Consider the following 16,442-nt stretch of genomic DNA (forward strand, 5'->3'; position numbering starts at 1 on the left):
TCAAAACATCTGTTTTATTCCGTTTCATACCAGACAACCCGCCGGAACCGCCCACCTCTGGACTTAAGCAAGCACATGCTCTGGCCCTAACGAATTACATGAAACTGACGTTTCTGGTACATAATACGCCTCAAAGCCCGTGTAGGCTGGCGGGCAGCCTGATTCACTTCCAACGCCGAAAGGACATGTCATGGACGGCACGTTCAACGAAAACGATCTCTCCCGCGTAGTCGAGGCCGACAAGGCCCACATGTGGCACCACCTGTTCCAGCACAAGGCGCTGGAAACCTCTGACCCGCGCATCATTGTCGAGGGCAAGGGCATGCGCGTCTGGGATCAGAACGGCAAGGAGTTCCTGGATGCGGTCTCCGGCGGCGTGTGGACCGTCAATGTCGGCTATGGCCGCGAGTCCGTGTGCAAAGCGGTCTATGACCAGCTGATGAAAGTCTGCTACTTCGCCAACTCCGCGGGCTCCATCCCCGGCGCGCTGTTTGCCGAAAAGCTGATCGAAAAGATGCCGGGCATGACCCGCGTCTACTACACCAACTCCGGATCGGAGGCCAACGAGAAGGCCTTCAAGATGATCCGCCAGATCGCCCACAAGAAATACGGCGGCAAGAAAACCAAGATCCTGTACCGCGACCGCGACTATCACGGCTCCACCCTGGCAACCATGTCGGCAGGCGGCCAGGACGAGCGCAACGCGCAGTACGGCCCGTTTGCGCCGGACTTTGTCCGCGTGCCCCACTGCATGGAATACCGCAAGCATGAGCTGGGCCTCGAGCACCTGTCCGGCCGCGAGTTCGGCATCGCTGCTGCGGACGCCATCGAAGAAGTGATCCTCCGCGAAGGCCCGGAAACCGTTGGCGCCCTTTGCCTGGAGCCGGTGACCGCAGGCGGCGGCGTGATCGAGGCGCCGGAAGGCTACTGGGAGCGTGTGCAGAAAATCTGCAAGAAGTACGACGTGCTGCTGCATATCGACGAAGTGGTCTGCGGCGTCGGCCGTACCGGCAAATGGTTCGGCTACCAGCAGTACGGCATCAAGCCCGACTTCGTGACCATGGCCAAAGGCGTGGCTTCCGGCTACGCAGCGATTGCCTGCATGGTCACCACCGAGGAAGTCTTTGAACTATTCAAGGACGACAGCGCCGACCCGATGAACTACTTCCGCGACATCTCCACCTTCGGCGGCTGCACCGCAGGCCCGGCGGCAGCGCTGGAAAACATGCGCATCATCGAGGAAGAAAACCTGCTGGAAAACACCGTCGCCATGGGCGAGCGGATGCTGAACAACCTGCGCGCGCTGCAGGAAAAGCACGCCGTGATCGGCGATGTGCGCGGCAAAGGCCTGTTCCTGGGTGTTGAGCTGGTTCAGGACCGCGAAACCAAGGAGCCGGTGGATGAGAAGCTGGCCCAGCAGGTTGTCGCGGACTGCGGCGCGCAGGGCGTGATCATCGGCGTCACCAACCGCTCGCTGCCCGGCCGCAACAACACCCTGTGCTTCAGCCCGGCGCTGATCGCCACCGCGGACGACATCGACGCGATCTGCGACGCGGTCGACAAAGCGCTGACCAAAGTCTTCGGCTGACAACCTCTCCCTGTTGGACGAAACACTGCGCCCCGGATTTTCCGGGGCGTTTTTCTTTGCGCCGGTTGCAGGCGGCTCACATAAGCCGCACGCCGATGCCGCCATCCGCAGCCAGTTGCGCGCCGGTCACAAAACTGGACCGGTCCGACAGCAGAAACAGCGCCGCCTGGGCAATTTCTTCCGGCCCGGCCATCCGTTTCATGGGATGCAGCCCGGCAATGAAGCTGTGCACCTCGGGATCCTCTCCGGCCATCGCCGTCATCGTCCCGCCGGGCAGCAGTGTATTCACCCGGATCCCCTCTGCCGCCAGATCAGAGGCAAGCGATTGAACCAGCCCGGCCAGCCCGGCCTTGGAAGCCGCATAGGCTCCCATTCCCGGCATGCCGCCGTTGCTGACCCCGACAAAGGACCCGGTGAAAACCAGTGCCCCGCCACCGCTTGCTCTCAGCGCCGGGATCTGCGCCTTGGCCGAGAAAAATGCTCCGGTCAGATTGGCGGCGATCACGGCGTTCCAATTGGCCGCCTCCATCTGATCCGCCGGCCCCGTGTCTCCCATCATGCCGGCATTGTTAAAGGCGCCGTCCAGCCCGCCAAAGGTTTCCTGGGCCAGCTTAACCAGCGCAGAAGAATACGCTTCTTCAGTGACATCCCCTGCCAGCCAGGCCGTCTTGCCGCCGCCGCGGCTGATGTCAGCTGCCAAGCCTTCAAGTTCCGCCTGCCGCCGCGCGCCCAGCACGACGTTCGCACCTTCTGCCGCAAACAGCCGTGCCGCTGCGGCGCCGATGCCGCTGCTGGCACCGGTGATGATAAGTGTCTTGCCCATAAGTTCCATGATCAAAGCCTCCATAGGTTGAATGGATTGACCTAACCGCGGCGTTTGCTTTCTCTCGACCCGGTTCTTGCGGTTGCAGCCGGGGCTGCCCCATTCCCGCAAGAAACGGGTCAAAAGAACCAAAGGCTCTGTCTGCCTGGGCCTTTTCAGCAATACGCAACGGCGCCGCGCGTCAGCGCGGCGCTGGGCCCAACGGAAGCAAGGCATCTTTGATGCCGAAGCAACGGGCGGGATTGCCCGGCCCGCCGCAGGCGGCTCAGACCAGTTGGAACAGGATGCCCGAAACAATCGCGCCGCTCACCCCTAGGCCAAGATAGGTGGCAAAGACCTTGGGCTTCACCAGCGACCAGACCGCCGCCATGGCAGGCACCGAACTGACAGCACCGGCCACCATAAAGGCCATGGCGGCTCCTGCGCTCATCCCCTGCTCCATCAGACCGGCCAGCAAGGGCGGCGCCACATAGGAGTTCAGGTAAGCCGGCATCCCGACCAGCGCTGCGATAGCAATCGGCAGCACGCCTTCGCCGCCCACCAGCCCAGCAATCACACCGGCTGGAACATAGTGGACCAGCAGCGATTCCAGCACATAGGCCAGCGCCAGCCATTTCAGCAGGAAAACGCCGTTTGAGACAAACTCTTCGCGGAACTTCACCTTGCGCTCCGCCTCGGTCCAGAACCGCCAGTTCGGCTTGGCGTCCAGCTTCGGTCCGCCGCAGCTGCTGCAACCGGCGGCGGGCTGTTTGCGCAGCGGGCTGGCAAAGACGCCTTGCCCCCGCAGAAGCTTGACGGCAAAGCCGCCGAACAGCCCCAGCGCCACCGCTGCAACCGCTTTGCCGATGGCAAAGAGCCAGCCCAGCGCACCCGCGGTGATCAGCAGCGTCGGCGGGTCGATCAGCGGCGAGGACAGCCAGAAGGCCATCACCGCTGACAAGGGAGCACCCAAGGCCAGAAGCCCGGCAATGAAGGGAATAACTTCGCACGAGCAGAACGGCGCCAGCCCGCCAAACAGTGCCGCCAGGAAGATCATCCGGGTCTCGCGGCCCTCAAAGGCACGGGCCACCATGGCTTCGGCGCCGGTCGCCTTGAGATAGGCCAGCAGCAGCACCGCAAACAGGATGTACTTTGCCGTGCTCACCAGCGCGGTGGCGGCGAATTCAGCGACGGAGCTGAAATTGCCCGGGTCCAGCACCGCGGCAGCCGCGAGCAGCGCAACACTCAGGGTCCATGGTGTTTTCAGCCACCTGCCCAGAGTTTTCGCGGGCCGGGGATTCTGTGTCAGATCAGCCATCGTTTGCCGCCTTTCCGGCTGCATCTGCGCAGCACTCGTTGAGGATGAACCCGGCCAGCGCCTCCAGCCGGGTGAAATCGGCGCAGCTGATGGTCGAACGCCCAATGCGTTCCTGTTCGACCACGCCCGCGCCGGTGAGGAATTTCAGGTGGTGCGCCAGGGTCGAGGGAGCAATGCCGGTGCGGCTCTGGATCTCTCCCACGGTCAGCCCGGCCCCGCCGGCCCGGATCAGGCAGCGCAGCACCTGCAGCCGTGCCTCGGACCCCATCGCGGCAAAGCCCTGTGCGGCTTCTTCCCACTCCATTTCGCGAGGCATGATGTCAGCTCCATTTGATTCGTTAAAACTAGTTTTATGGTTTTATCTGACGGAATTCAAGTCAGCGGCTTATCGAACCTTTCAGAGCTGCAAGTGGATGTGATCGTCATGCCGCGCTGCGCGGCAGCCCTGGAAGCGGATTTTGGCGGAGTGCAGCCCCAGCCGGTCCTGCAAATGCGGCTCCAGAAAGATTTTACCAGCCCGGCTGTCCGCAGCCAGTACCCGCAGCAGATTGCGGGTGCGCGGTGCATCCACCTCCAGACCCCGCCACAACGGTTGCAGAAGTGCCAAATCCCAGCGCAGAGTCAGCCAGGTGCCGGGGCAATCCGAAGGCCCTGGTTCAAAGGCGAAATAGCCGAAAGGAGAACGGGTTGCCCCTGGCTCATACTTCCCGGCATCCGCGTAATAGAAAGCCAGATCCGCCTTGCGGCCATCGTGATGGGACAGATGCGGCAGAAGCGGAAAACCGGTGAGGAACGGGAAGCTGGCATCCAGCACCTGAGTGACAGTCCCAGGATACGCCTGATCCACGGCCGCAGCGGTGTCCTGCAGCAGCACCGCCAGCTCTGGCGTCACATAATTCCGGTTCAGGGCGCAGTAAAACCAGGAATGCATCTGCAGCGGCCCGCGCTCCCAGCAGTTGAGAGCCACCCGCCCGGACAGCGGCGCCACCCAAATGACCGCCAGGCTGAGACCCGCATAGAGAATCAGGAACGCCGCCAGCTTTCGCCGAAACAACTGCGCCACCAGCCAGGCGATTCCGCCGAGCTGAGAGAGAAGCGTCAAAACAATAACGAGCGCCAGGTGGCCAACGATCTTGAACATGGCGGCACGCTGGCACTCCATCCTGTCCAGAGCAAGCCGCAGATTTCCGCAAACTGGCCCTAAGGCCAGATTGCACCGCGTTTAAGTCCACCCTAAGGTGGCGCGCATGGCCATTTCTGTCGACACCTTCTTTCTCAACCCGGATGCCCAGGGCACTCTGCAGGCGCAGATCCAAGAAATGATCGCCGAGGGCATTCTCTCGGGCCGCTTCCGGGTCGGGGAGAAGCTGCCGTCCTCACGCAAGCTGGCGGCCCATCTGGGCATCAGCCGGATCACGGTGACGCTGGCCTATACCGAGCTGCTGGCCAATGACTACCTCACCTCGCGCGGGCGGTCGGGGTATTTCGTGTCGGACAATGCGCCAGTGCCGCCGTCCTATACGCCGCAGCAGAAATCCGGAGATTCCGTGGACTGGGGCAAGGCTCTGGCGCGCAGCTTTACCGGCGGCGACACGCCGCGGAAGCCCGAGGGCTGGCGCGACTACCGTTACCCTTTCATCTACGGCCAGGCGGATGCCTCGCTGTTTGATCATGCCAACTGGCGGCTCTGTGCTCTGCGGGCGCTGGGGCAGAAGGATTTTGCGGCCCTGGCCAATGACTATTTCGACCAGGACGACCCGCTGCTGCTGGAATATATCGCCCGCCACACACTGCCCCGCCGCGGCATCACCGCGCGGCCCGAGGAGATCCTGATCACGCTGGGCGCCCAGAACGCGCTGTGGATCACCTGCCAGCTGCTTCTGAACCGCGGACGGCGGGCGGCAGTCGAAGATCCCGCCTATTACACCCTGCGCGATCAGGTGGTGCAGACCCGCTGCCAAGTCGACTGCATCCCCGTTGATGAGGGCGGGCTGCCGCCGGAGCGGATTTCAGAAGACACAGATGTGATCTTCTGCACCCCCAGCCACCAGAGCCCGACCACCTTCACCATGCCGATGGAACGCCGCAAGGAGCTGCTGCAGCGGGCCAGCGACATTGATGCGGTGATTGTCGAGGATGATTACGAATTCGAAATGTCCTTCCTCGGCGCCCCCTCACCCTCGCTGAAGTCGCTCGATACCGAGGGGCGGGTGATCTATGCCGGCAGTTTCTCCAAATCGCTGTTTCCGGGGCTGCGGCTGGGGTACATGGTGGGCTCGGAGCCGTTCATCCGCCAGGCCCGGGCGTTGCGGGCGAGCGTTCTGCGGCATCCGCCGGGCCATGTGCAGCGCACTGTCGCCTACTTCCTGTCGCTGGGACACTATGATGCCCAGATCCGCCGCACCGCAAAAGTGCTGCACGACCGCCGCGCGGTGATCGAGGATGCGATCCGCAAGCATGGTTTGACAATTGCCGGTGTTGGCAGCTTCGGCGGCTCAGCCCTGTGGATGGAGGCGCCCGAGAATGTGGACGCCACGGCGGTTGCCGAGCGGCTGAAGGAAAAGAGCGTGATTATCGAGCCCGGCGCGCCCTTCTTTGCTGCCGAACATCGCAAGCAAAACTATTACCGGCTGGGCTATTCCTCGATTCCCGCCACCCGAATCGAGCCCGGCCTGGCCTTGCTGGCCAAGGCCTTGAAACAAGGCTGAAACAGAACCCCCTCACGGCAAGGCGCGACAAATGATACCAATCGTATCATTTATTGAGTCATCGCGTTTTATGGCGCTGTAACGCCGCGACTCGCTGATGCTTATGTGAAAATCCGGCGGTACTATTTTCATGGATCCAGTTTTGGACCTATCCGGGTTTCAGAACTGGCCCTAACCCGGTCTGCACCCGCCCCCTAAACCAGAGTCAATTCCCGGCAGTGCGCCCGGGGGAATTCCGCGTCTCATTCAGGAGAACCCGCCATGAAAATGACCACCGAAGAAGCCTTCGTCAAAGTCCTGCAGATGCACGGCATCGAGCATGCCTTTGGCATCATCGGCTCGGCAATGATGCCGATCTCGGATATCTTCGAGCCTGCAGGCATCACCTTCTGGGACTGCGCCCACGAAGGCTCCGGCGGCATGATGGCCGACGGCTACACCCGCGCCACCGGCAAGATGTCGATGATGATCGCCCAGAACGGCCCCGGCATCACCAACTTTGTGACCGCCGTCAAAACCGCCTACTGGAACCACACCCCGCTGCTGCTGGTCACCCCGCAGGCCGCGAACAAGACCATGGGTCAGGGCGGCTTCCAGGAAATGGAACAGATGCGCATGTTCGCCGACTGCGTCTGCTACCAGGAAGAAGTGCGCGACCCGTCCCGTATGGCCGAGGTTCTGAACCGCGTGATCATGCAGGCCAAGCGCAACTCCGCTCCGGCCCAGATCAACGTGCCGCGCGACTACTTCACCCAGGTTGTCGACATCGAGCTTCCGGCCGTTGTTGACTTTGAGCGCCCCGCAGGCGGCACCGACGCGGTGAATGAGGCAGCCGAGCTGCTGTCGAACGCCAAATTCCCGGTCATCCTGAACGGTGCCGGCGTTGTCATCGGCGGCGCAATCCCGTCCTCGATGGCCCTGGCTGAGCGCCTGGACGCCCCGGTCTGCGTTGGCTACCAGCACAACGACGCCTTCCCCGGCTCGCACCCGCTGTTCGCCGGCCCGCTGGGCTACAACGGCTCCAAGGCCGGCATGGAACTGATCTCCAAAGCCGACGTCGTTCTGGCCCTGGGTACCCGCCTGAACCCGTTCTCGACCCTGCCCGGCTACGGCATCGACTACTGGCCGACCGACGCGAAAATCATCCAGGTTGACATCAACCCGGACCGCATCGGCCTGACCAAGAAAGTCACCGTCGGCATCGTCGGCGACGCCAAGCAGGTTGCAGACACCATCCTGGGCAAACTGTCCGGCACCGCAGGCGACGAGGGCCGCGACGAGCGCAAGGCGCTGATCGCGCACACCAAATCCTCCTGGGCGCAGGAACTGTCCTCGATGGACAGCGAGCAGGACGATCCCGGCACCACCTGGAACGAGCGTGCCCGCGCTGCCAAGCCGGACTGGCTCAGCCCGCGCCGTGCATGGCGTGCGATCCAGGCCGGCCTGCCGAAGGATGCGATCATCTCCTCCGACATCGGCAACAACTGCGCCATCGGCAACGCCTACCCGTCCTTCGAGGAAGGCCGCAAGTACCTGGCCCCCGGCCTGTTCGGCCCCTGCGGCTATGGCCTGCCGGCGGTTGTCGGCGCGAAAATCGGCTGCCCGGACGTTCCGGTTGTCGGCTTCTCCGGCGACGGCGCCTTCGGCATCGCAGTGACCGAGCTGACCGCAATCGGCCGCGAAGAATGGCCCGCCGTGACCCAGGTTGTCTTCCGCAACTACCAGTGGGGCGCGGAAAAGCGTAACTCCACCCTGTGGTTCGACGACAACTTTGTCGGCACCGAGCTCGACACCCAGGTGTCTTATGCCGGTATCGCCAATGCTTGCGGCCTGAAAGGTGTTGTTGCCCGCACTCAGGAAGAGCTGACCGACGCCCTGCGCCAGGCCTGCGAAGACCAGAAGAAAGGCATCACCACCCTGATCGAAGCGATGATCAACCAGGAACTGGGTGAGCCCTTCCGCCGCGACGCGATGAAGAAGCCGGTTCAGGTTGCAGGCATCAGCAAGGACGACATGCGTCCGCAGAAAGTCTGAGACCATGGAATTGCCCTTTGACCTGTCCACCGGCCAGGGGGCATTTCTGGCCGCCGCGTTATTCGCGGCGGCCGTTATCCGGGGCTTTTCCGGCTTCGGATTCTCCGCGATTTTCATCATTCTAGCGGCTTTGACGACCAATCCTCTGCCGCTGATCCCGGTGGTGTTTTCCTGCGAAATCGCCATGACCGTCTTTCAGGCCCGCGACATCCGCCCGCATATCGACTGGCACCGTGCCTTTGCCCTGCTGGCAGGCGCCGCCGTCGCCACCGTCCCCGCGATCGCCATTATGGCCCGGCTGGGCGAGTTTGAAGCGCGGCTGGCAGTATCGAGCCTGATCCTGTGCCTGAGCCTGGTGCTGCTGAGCGGCTGGCAAATCAGCCGCCCCATCGGGCGCAATGGCACTGCAGGCGCCGGCGCCCTGGCCGGCATTGCCAACAGCGCCGGGGTCGGAGGCCTGGTTACCGCGGCCTTCCTGACCGCGCAGCCGATTGCCCCGGCGGTGTTCCGGGCCACGATGATCGTGTTTCTGACCGGCATCGACATCATGGCGCTGCCGGTGATGGCCGCAAACGGGCTGGTGGGGCCGCAAACCCTGACCGGCATCCTGCTGGCCTTTCCCATTCTGGGCCTCGGCATCTGGGCCGGGTCCCGGACCTTTCATGTGGTCTCGCAGTCGCTGTTCCGCCGCGCGGTGGTGCTGATGCTGACCACGCTGTCGCTGATCAATATCGCGCGGCTGGCGTTCTGACCGTCCCGCCCTGCCCCGAAACCGCTGTTACAGGACCGCATTCCGTGACCCATACTTTGTCCCCGCTCGAACTGCTGAAGGCCGAAGCCCCGGCCACCCGCCCCGTTGTTGCGCTAAGCGAGGGCACGGATCCCCGCGTGGTGGCGGGCGCCCTGGCGGCGCATCGTGCGGGGATCGCCGACGTGATCCTGGTCGGTCCGCAGGCTGAAGTCGAAGCCGCGCTGCAAGCGGAGGGCGCCGAAGCCAGTGAAGGCGTTGCGGTTCATGATCCGGCCACCTCGGAGTTGACCGCCAGCTTTGCAGCCGAGTATTATGAGCTGCGCAAGCACAAGGGCGTGGATGAGGCCAAAGCCCGTGCCGCCGCCGAGACGCCGCTGGTTTATGCCGCCATGCTTGTGCGCCTGGGCCATGCCACCGGCACCGTCGGCGGCGCCGTCCACACCACCGGCGACGTGGTGCGCAGCGCCATCCAGGTGATCGGCATGGCACCGGAGGCCGGCATGGTCTCCTCCTTCTTCCTGATGTACCCGCCGGAAGGCGCACCCGAGGGCGCCCGCGCGATGCTCTATTCCGACTGCGGCCTGGTGATTGATCCCAAGCCTGCTGAGACGGTCTCCATCGCTGCTGCCTCGGCCCAATCGGCCAGCGCGCTGTTGCGGGTGGATCCGAAATTGGCCTTCCTCAGCTTCTCGACCAAGGGCAGCGCCAAGCACCCGGCGGTGGACAAGGTGACCGAAGCCCTGGGCCTGTTCCAGGAAGCGCACCCGGAGCTGCCCGCCGATGGCGAGCTGCAGTTCGACGCCGCCTTTGTGCCCTCGGTGGGTGAGCGTAAGTCCCCCGGCTCCGCTGTCGCCGGTCAGGCCAACGTGATGATTTTCCCGAACCTGGACGCCGGCAACATCGGCTACAAGATCACCCAGCGGCTGGGCGGTTACGCGGCCATCGGGCCGGTGCTGCAGGGGCTGGCCAAACCCGCAAACGATCTTTCCCGCGGCTGCAGTGCCGAGGATGTGACCCAGATCATCGCCGTCACCATCCTGCAGGCCGCAGACAACTAAGGGACAAAAATTTGAACGATGGTTCCAAAAACCTAAACCCGCTTAGAACACTATTCCCTTTTTGAGGCTTTCCGTCATACGGTCGCCCAAAACACCCAACAGGACCCGCCAATGACCCACCAGCAGCCAATCCTAGACACCTCGCCGAAGGTCTCGGACGAGATACGGAAGACCACATGCTACATGTGTGCCTGCCGCTGCGGCATCAACGTGCATATGAAAGAGGGCAAGGTTGCCTATATCGAGGGCAACCGCGACCACCCGGTGAACAAGGGCGTGCTCTGCGCCAAAGGCTCGGCGGGGATCATGCAGGTCAACGCACCGTCACGGCTGAAAGCGCCAATGCTGCGCACCGGGCCGCGCGGCTCCGGCCAGTTCAAGGAGATCACCTGGGACGAGGCGCTGGCGATTGCCGTGGGCTGGCTGGAACCTGTCCGCCACGAGGCGCCTGAGCAGCTGGCCTTCTTCACCGGCCGCGACCAGTCGCAAAGCTTCACCAGTTTCTGGGCGCAAAGCTATGGCACGCCGAACTATGCGGCGCACGGCGGCTTCTGTTCGGTCAACATGGCGACCGCGGGCATCTACACCATGGGCGGCGCCTTCTGGGAGTTTGGTCAGCCCGACTGGGACCACACCAAGCTGTTCCTGCTGTTCGGCGTCGCTGAGGACCACGATTCCAACCCTATCAAGATGGGCATCGGCAAGATCAAGAAGCGCGGCGCGCGGGTGATCGGCGTCAACCCGATCCGCTCCGGCTACAACGCTGTTGCGGACGATTGGGTCGGCATCACCCCGGGCACCGACGGGCTGTTCATCCTGTCGATGATCCATGTGCTGATGAAGGCCGGCAAGATCGACCTCGACTACCTCAGCCGCTTCACCAACGCACCGGTGCTGGTGAACGCCTCGGAAGGGCCTGAAAAGGGCCTGCTGATGCGTGACGCGGACGGCAAGATGCTGGTCATCGACCGCAACACCGGCAAGCTGACTCCGTTCGACCAGCCTGGCGTACGCCCGGATCTGTCGGCAGTCTACGAAAAGGACGGCGTCACCCACCGCCCGGTCTTCCACCAGATGGCCGAGCGCTATCTGGCGGACGAATACGCCCCCGAAGCGGTTGCGGACAAATGCGGCATCCCGGCCAAGCGCATCCGCGCCATCGCAGGCGAGCTGGCCCGTGTCGCCTTTGACGAGGCGTTTGAGCTGGACCACGAGTGGACCGACTTCCGCGGCGAGAAACACTCCAAGATGATCGGCCGTCCGGTGGCCATGCACTCGATGCGCGGTGTCTCGGCGCATGCCAACGGCTTCCAGACCTGCCGCGCGCTGCATGTTCTGCAGATCCTTCTGGGCACGGTCGAGGTTCCCGGCGGCTTCCGCTTCAAGCCGCCCTACCCCAAGCCGGTCGAGGCGCACCCGACCCCGCACTGCAAGGCCACACCCGACACCCCGCTGGACGGCCCGCACCTGGGCTTTGTGCGCGGACCCGAGCATCTGGCGCTGAAAGAAGACGGCAGCCCGGCGCGGATCGACAAGGCCTTCACCTGGGAAAACCCGATGTCGGCGCATGGCCTCATGCATATGGTGATCTCCAACGCCCATGCAGGCGACCCGTATAAGATCGACACGCTGTTCATGTATATGGCCAACATGTCGTGGAACTCCTCCATGAACACCAAAGGTGTGATGGAGATGCTGACCGACAAGGATGAGAACGGCGACTACAAGATCCCGCATATCATCTATTCGGACGCCTATAGCTCCGAGATGGTGGCCTTTGCCGACCTGATCCTGCCGGACACCACCTATCTGGAGCGTCACGACTGCATCTCGCTGCTGGACCGCCCGATCTGCGAGGCAGAGGCGGCGGCCGATGCAATCCGCTGGCCGGTGATCGAGCCGGACCGCGACGTGCGCGGTTTCCAGACGGTGCTGATCCAGCTGGCCAACCGCATGAAGCTGCCGGGCTTCACCAATGAGGACCGCTCGCCCAAGTGGAAGGACTATGCCGACTACATCGTCAACCACGAGCGCAAGCCAGGCATCGGCCCGCTGTCGGGCTTCCGCGGCGAGGACGGCAGCAAGACCGGCCGCGGCGAGGTGAACCCGGAGCAGCTGGATAAATACATCGAAAACGGCGGCTTCCACGTCGCCCACATCCCGGAGGGCGCGGATTACTACAAACCCTGGAACGCCGCCTATCAGGACTGGGCCGTGGGCATGGGCCTGTATGACAGCCCGCAGCCCTATCTGTTCCAGCTCTATGTCGAGCCAATGCGCAAGTTCCAGCTGGCCGCCGAAGGCCACGGTGAACGCCAGCCGCCCGAGCATCTGCGCCAGCGGGTGAAGGACGTGATGGACCCGCTGCCGATCTGGTACGAGACCGACCAGCAGGGCAATGAGGGCTTCACCGTCAACGCGCTGACCCAGCGTCCGATGGCGATGTACCACTCCTGGGGCACCCAGAACGCCTGGCTGCGCCAGCTGCACGGCCGCAACCCGCTTTATGTCCCGACCAAGCTGATGCGCGAGAACGGGCTGCAGGACGGCGACTGGGCCAAGGTCACCTCGCCGCATGGGGAAATCACCGTGCCGGTGATGGAGATGGCGGCACTCAACGACAATACTGTTTGGACCTGGAACGCCATCGGCAAACGCAAGGGCGCCTGGGCGCTGGAGGAGGATGCGCCGGAGGCCACCAAGGGCTTCCTCTTGAACCACCTGATCCACGAGCTTCTGCCCGCCAAGGGCGATGGCATGCGGTGGGCCAACTCCGACCCGATCACCGGCCAGGCGGCCTGGTTCGATCTCAAAGTCAAAATCGAGAAGGCCGCGGCACCGGCGGATCTGCAGGAAAGCCAGCCTGCTTTCCCGGCGCAGGATTCCCCGGTCGGCACCGGCCCGAAAGAACTGAAGTGGAAAGTCGGTAAATGATCCGCACCCTTCCTCTTGCCCGAAATATCCCGGGGTCTGGGGCAGCGCCCCAGCCTGCCCTCACCACTATTGCGGAGGTATGCTGACATGACCCAGCTCCCCAACTCCACAGACCGCAAAATGGGCCTGGTCATCGACCTGGACACCTGCGTCGGCTGCCATGCCTGCGTGATCTCCTGCAAAGGCTGGAACACCGAAAACTACGGCGCGCCGCTGTCGGACCAGAACCCCTATGGCGGCGACCCGTCGGGCACCTTCCTGAACCGGGTGCACTCCTATGAGGTGCAGCCGGAGCAGGGCCATGCGCAGCTGATCCATTTCCCCAAGTCCTGCCTGCACTGCGAGGACGCACCCTGTGTCACCGTCTGCCCCACCGGCGCCAGTTACAAGCGCGTCGAGGACGGCATTGTGCTGGTGAACGAGGACCATTGCATCGGCTGCGGCCTCTGCGCCTGGTCCTGCCCCTACGGCGCGCGGGAACTGGATCTGGCCGAAGGGGTGATGAAGAAATGCACCCTCTGCGTTGACCGGATCTATAACGAGAACCTGCCGGAGGTGGACCGCATCCCCTCTTGCGTGCGCACCTGCCCGGCAGGCGCGCGCCACTTCGGCGATCTGGGCGATCCGGACAGCGATGTCTCCAAACTGGTGGCAGAGCGCGGCGGCATGGACCTGATGCCTGAGATGGGCACCAAGCCGGTGAACAAATACCTGCCGCCCCGCCCCAAGGACACCATCGAAGAGGAGATCGACATCCTCGCGCCGCTGCTGGCGCCGGTGGCTGAGGAACCGCAGGGCTTCATGGGCTGGCTGGACAAGGCCCTCGACAAACTTCCGGGAGGAGCGAACTGATGCATCCCGCACCCTCAGTTATCATCTTCACCACCCTGTCAGGGCTTGGCTTTGGATTGCTGTTCTTCCTTGGCCTCGGCCAGCCCGCTGTAACCGGCACAGTGGCCTTTGTGTTCTACGTCATCGCCTTTGGCCTGGCTTGCGGCGGCCTCCTGGCCTCGACCTTCCACCTGGGCCACCCGGAGCGCGCCTGGCGCGCCTTTACCCAGTGGAAAACCAGCTGGCTGTCGCGCGAAGGCGTCTGCGCTGTTGGTGCCCTGATCGTCATGGGCCTTTACGCGATTGGCGCGATGTTCTTGGACAGCCAGTGGACCTTGCTGGGCTGGATCGGTGCGGCACTCAGCCTCGCCACAGTATTCACCACCTCGATGATCTACACCCAGCTGAAGACCATCCCGCGCTGGAACATGGAGCTGACACCTGCGGTGTTCCTCTCCTTCAGCCTGGCGGGCGGTGCGCTGCTGGCCGGTGCCGAGGCCGTAGCGCCCTGGCTCTTGGCCATCGCAGGTGCGGTGCAGTTGGCCTACTGGGCCAAGGGCGACAAAGCGCTGGAGGCCTCCGGCACCAACCTGGGCACTGCCACCGGCCTGGGTGATCGCGGCGCGGTGCGGGCGTTTGAGCCGCCGCACACCGGCTCCAATTACCTGCTGCGCGAGTTTGTGCATGTGGTGGGCCGCAAGCACGCGCAGAAGCTGCGGATGATTGCCTTTGTGCTGGGCTTTGCGCTGCCGCTCCTGCTGATCCTGACTCCGGTTCAGGGTGTTGTGATCAAGCATCTGTTTGCCGCCCTTGCGGTGATCTCGCACCTGGCAGGCGTCGCCACCTCGCGCTGGCTGTTCTTTGCCCAGGCCGAGCATGTGGTCGGCCTCTACTACGGCAAACGCTGACACGTCCCGGGGCGCCCACTGCGGCGCCCCGAACTTTTTTCCGGCTTTTTCTTCCGGCCCTGTCACAAACCGCCCAGCTGTCTCGTCCTGTTCCTGAACCCCTTAGAAAGGAACAGACAGATGACCCCGCGCCTTGACTACTTTTCCATTGCCTCCGACCTGTTTCAGCCGATGCTGGAGCAGGAAAAACTGTTCAAGGAGAGCACCCTGGAACACAGCTTGGTCGAGCTGGTGAAACTGCGCGCCTCGCAGATCAACGGCTGCGCCTATTGCATTCACATGCACAGCCATGACCTGCGCGCCCACGGTGAAAGCGAAGACCGGATGCACCTGCTGAACGCCTGGCGCGAGTCGCCGCTGTATTCGGACCGGGAGCGCGCTGCCCTGGCCTGGTGCGAAGCTCTCACTCGTGTCGAGACCACTGGTGCGCCGGATGCGGATTATGCTGCGGTTCAGCAGCATTTCGAACCGCGCGAGCAGGTGGCGCTGACCTTGCTGATCTCGGCAATCAACGCCTGGAACCGGATTGCAATCGGCTTCCGCACCCCGCATCCTGCCGCCCGGGAGGCAAGTGCCGCATGAAGGCTCAGCAGCAAACAAAGGGAACCGATGCGTTCCTGACAGCCCGGCCGCGATTGTTCGCGGCCGCCTACCGGATGCTGGGTACGGTGAGCGATGCCGAGGACATTCTGCAGGACGCGTTCCTGCGCTGGCAGGCGGCCCCGCAAGCGCAGGTTCAGGATCCGACCGGCTATCTGATGCGGATCACCACGCGGCTGTGCCTGGATCAGCTGAAGTCGGCCCGGGCCCGACGCGAGACCTACCCCGGCGAATGGCTGCCCGAGCCGGTTCTGACCGAGGATGCCACCGAACTGCTGGACCACGACGTCACGGTGGCCCTGCTGCTGGCGCTGGAACGGCTGTCGCCGCTGGAGCGGGCCGCTTTTCTGCTGCATGACATTTTTGACGGTGCTTATGAGGATATCGCCGCCGCGCTGGAGCGCTCGCCCGAGGCCTGCCGCCAATTGGCGGCGCGCGCCCGACGCAAGGTGCAGCAGCTGCCGCCCAATGAGCTGGAAAGCCCGGAACAGGGCTTGGAGCTGGCCGAGGCCTTCTTTCATGCCTCCCGCACCGGCGATATGGCCTCCTTGACGCGGATGCTGACGCAGGACGTGCAGCTGATCTCGGACGGCGGCGGCAAGGCGATGGCGGCGCTGAACCCGATTTACGGGCGCGACAAGGTCCTGCGCCTGATCGAAGGCATTGCGCGCAAATTCGGGCAAGGCGACCCGGACCGCTGGCGGACCTGCCGGCTGAACGGCCTGCCGGCCATCCTGCATTGGGCCGAGGACGGTATTCTGCAGGCAACCTCCCTGGAAATCCGGGACGGCCGGGTCTCCCGCATATATGTGACCCGCAATCCGGACAAGACCGCGCATCTGGCCGAAGCGCTGGCATAGAGCGGGCGGGAGGGGCCAGCCCCTCTTGCCCCTTCGGGGCAATTCACCCC

The 16,442-nt window shown here is 63.7% G+C and carries 14 protein-coding genes; 10 read left to right on the forward strand and 4 right to left on the reverse strand.

Features of this window, described 5'->3' with window-relative positions; genetic code table 11:
• Positions 1 to 190: 190 nt before the first annotated feature.
• Positions 191 to 1,588: an aminotransferase family protein gene (locus RA19_RS01730; protein WP_039158979.1), complete on the forward strand. Its 1,398-nt coding sequence runs from the start codon at positions 191 to 193 to the stop codon at positions 1,586 to 1,588.
• A 76-nt stretch (positions 1,589 to 1,664) separates the two neighbouring features.
• Here the strand turns inward: RA19_RS01730 and RA19_RS01735 are convergent, their stop codons facing one another.
• The 4 genes from RA19_RS01735 to RA19_RS01750 form a co-directional block, all read right to left on the reverse strand.
• Positions 1,665 to 2,420, reverse strand: coding sequence for an SDR family oxidoreductase (locus RA19_RS01735; protein ID WP_039159017.1), 756 nt, complete (start codon positions 2,418 to 2,420; stop codon positions 1,665 to 1,667).
• A 256-nt stretch (positions 2,421 to 2,676) separates the two neighbouring features.
• On the reverse strand, positions 2,677 to 3,708 hold the full coding sequence (locus RA19_RS01740) for a permease (RefSeq protein ID WP_039158981.1): 1,032 nt from the start codon (positions 3,706 to 3,708) through the stop codon (positions 2,677 to 2,679).
• Positions 3,701 to 4,012: an ArsR/SmtB family transcription factor gene (locus RA19_RS01745; protein ID WP_039158982.1), complete on the reverse strand. Its 312-nt coding sequence runs from the start codon at positions 4,010 to 4,012 to the stop codon at positions 3,701 to 3,703. The genes RA19_RS01740 and RA19_RS01745 overlap by 8 nt, the downstream gene beginning before the upstream one ends.
• A 93-nt stretch (positions 4,013 to 4,105) precedes the next feature.
• Positions 4,106 to 4,849: a hypothetical protein gene (locus RA19_RS01750; RefSeq protein ID WP_039159019.1), complete on the reverse strand. Its 744-nt coding sequence runs from the start codon at positions 4,847 to 4,849 to the stop codon at positions 4,106 to 4,108.
• Positions 4,850 to 4,955: 106 nt separating this feature from the next.
• On the opposite strand from RA19_RS01750, the gene pdxR reads away from it, so the two are divergent.
• From pdxR to RA19_RS01795, 9 genes are all read left to right on the forward strand, one after another.
• Entirely contained in the window at positions 4,956 to 6,416 is a 1,461-nt protein-coding gene (pdxR, locus tag RA19_RS01755) for a MocR-like pyridoxine biosynthesis transcription factor PdxR (RefSeq protein WP_039158984.1), read from the forward strand.
• A gap of 261 nt (positions 6,417 to 6,677) precedes the next feature.
• On the forward strand, positions 6,678 to 8,450 hold the full coding sequence (xsc, locus tag RA19_RS01760) for a sulfoacetaldehyde acetyltransferase (RefSeq protein ID WP_019297253.1): 1,773 nt from the start codon (positions 6,678 to 6,680) through the stop codon (positions 8,448 to 8,450).
• Positions 8,451 to 8,454: 4 nt separating this feature from the next.
• The gene (locus RA19_RS01765; protein WP_039158985.1) at positions 8,455 to 9,201 is read left to right on the forward strand and encodes a TSUP family transporter; all 747 of its coding nucleotides are present in this window, start codon (positions 8,455 to 8,457) and stop codon (positions 9,199 to 9,201) included.
• 44 nt (positions 9,202 to 9,245) lie between these two features.
• A complete protein-coding gene (pta, locus tag RA19_RS01770) occupies positions 9,246 to 10,259 on the forward strand; it encodes a phosphate acetyltransferase (protein ID WP_039158986.1) in 1,014 nt (337 codons plus the stop codon).
• A gap of 111 nt (positions 10,260 to 10,370) precedes the next feature.
• On the forward strand, positions 10,371 to 13,193 hold the full coding sequence (locus RA19_RS01775; protein WP_039158988.1) for a molybdopterin oxidoreductase family protein: 2,823 nt from the start codon (positions 10,371 to 10,373) through the stop codon (positions 13,191 to 13,193).
• Positions 13,194 to 13,280: 87 nt separating this feature from the next.
• Positions 13,281 to 14,045 (forward strand): 4Fe-4S dicluster domain-containing protein, encoded by a 765-nt coding sequence (locus RA19_RS01780; RefSeq protein WP_039158990.1) that lies wholly within the window; start codon positions 13,281 to 13,283, stop codon positions 14,043 to 14,045.
• Positions 14,045 to 14,932, forward strand: coding sequence for a dimethyl sulfoxide reductase anchor subunit family protein (locus tag RA19_RS01785; protein ID WP_039158992.1), 888 nt, complete (start codon positions 14,045 to 14,047; stop codon positions 14,930 to 14,932). The genes RA19_RS01780 and RA19_RS01785 overlap by 1 nt, the downstream gene beginning before the upstream one ends.
• Before the next feature lie 120 nt (positions 14,933 to 15,052).
• A complete protein-coding gene (locus RA19_RS01790; protein ID WP_039158994.1) occupies positions 15,053 to 15,514 on the forward strand; it encodes a carboxymuconolactone decarboxylase family protein in 462 nt (153 codons plus the stop codon).
• Positions 15,511 to 16,392: a sigma-70 family RNA polymerase sigma factor gene (locus tag RA19_RS01795; RefSeq protein ID WP_039158996.1), complete on the forward strand. Its 882-nt coding sequence runs from the start codon at positions 15,511 to 15,513 to the stop codon at positions 16,390 to 16,392. Before RA19_RS01790 ends, RA19_RS01795 begins: the two co-directional genes overlap by 4 nt.
• The last annotated feature ends 50 nt before the right edge of the window (positions 16,393 to 16,442 follow it).

Origin of the sequence: Leisingera sp. ANG-M1 (assembly GCF_000813745.1) — a bacterium.
Classification (GTDB): domain Bacteria; phylum Pseudomonadota; class Alphaproteobacteria; order Rhodobacterales; family Rhodobacteraceae; genus Leisingera.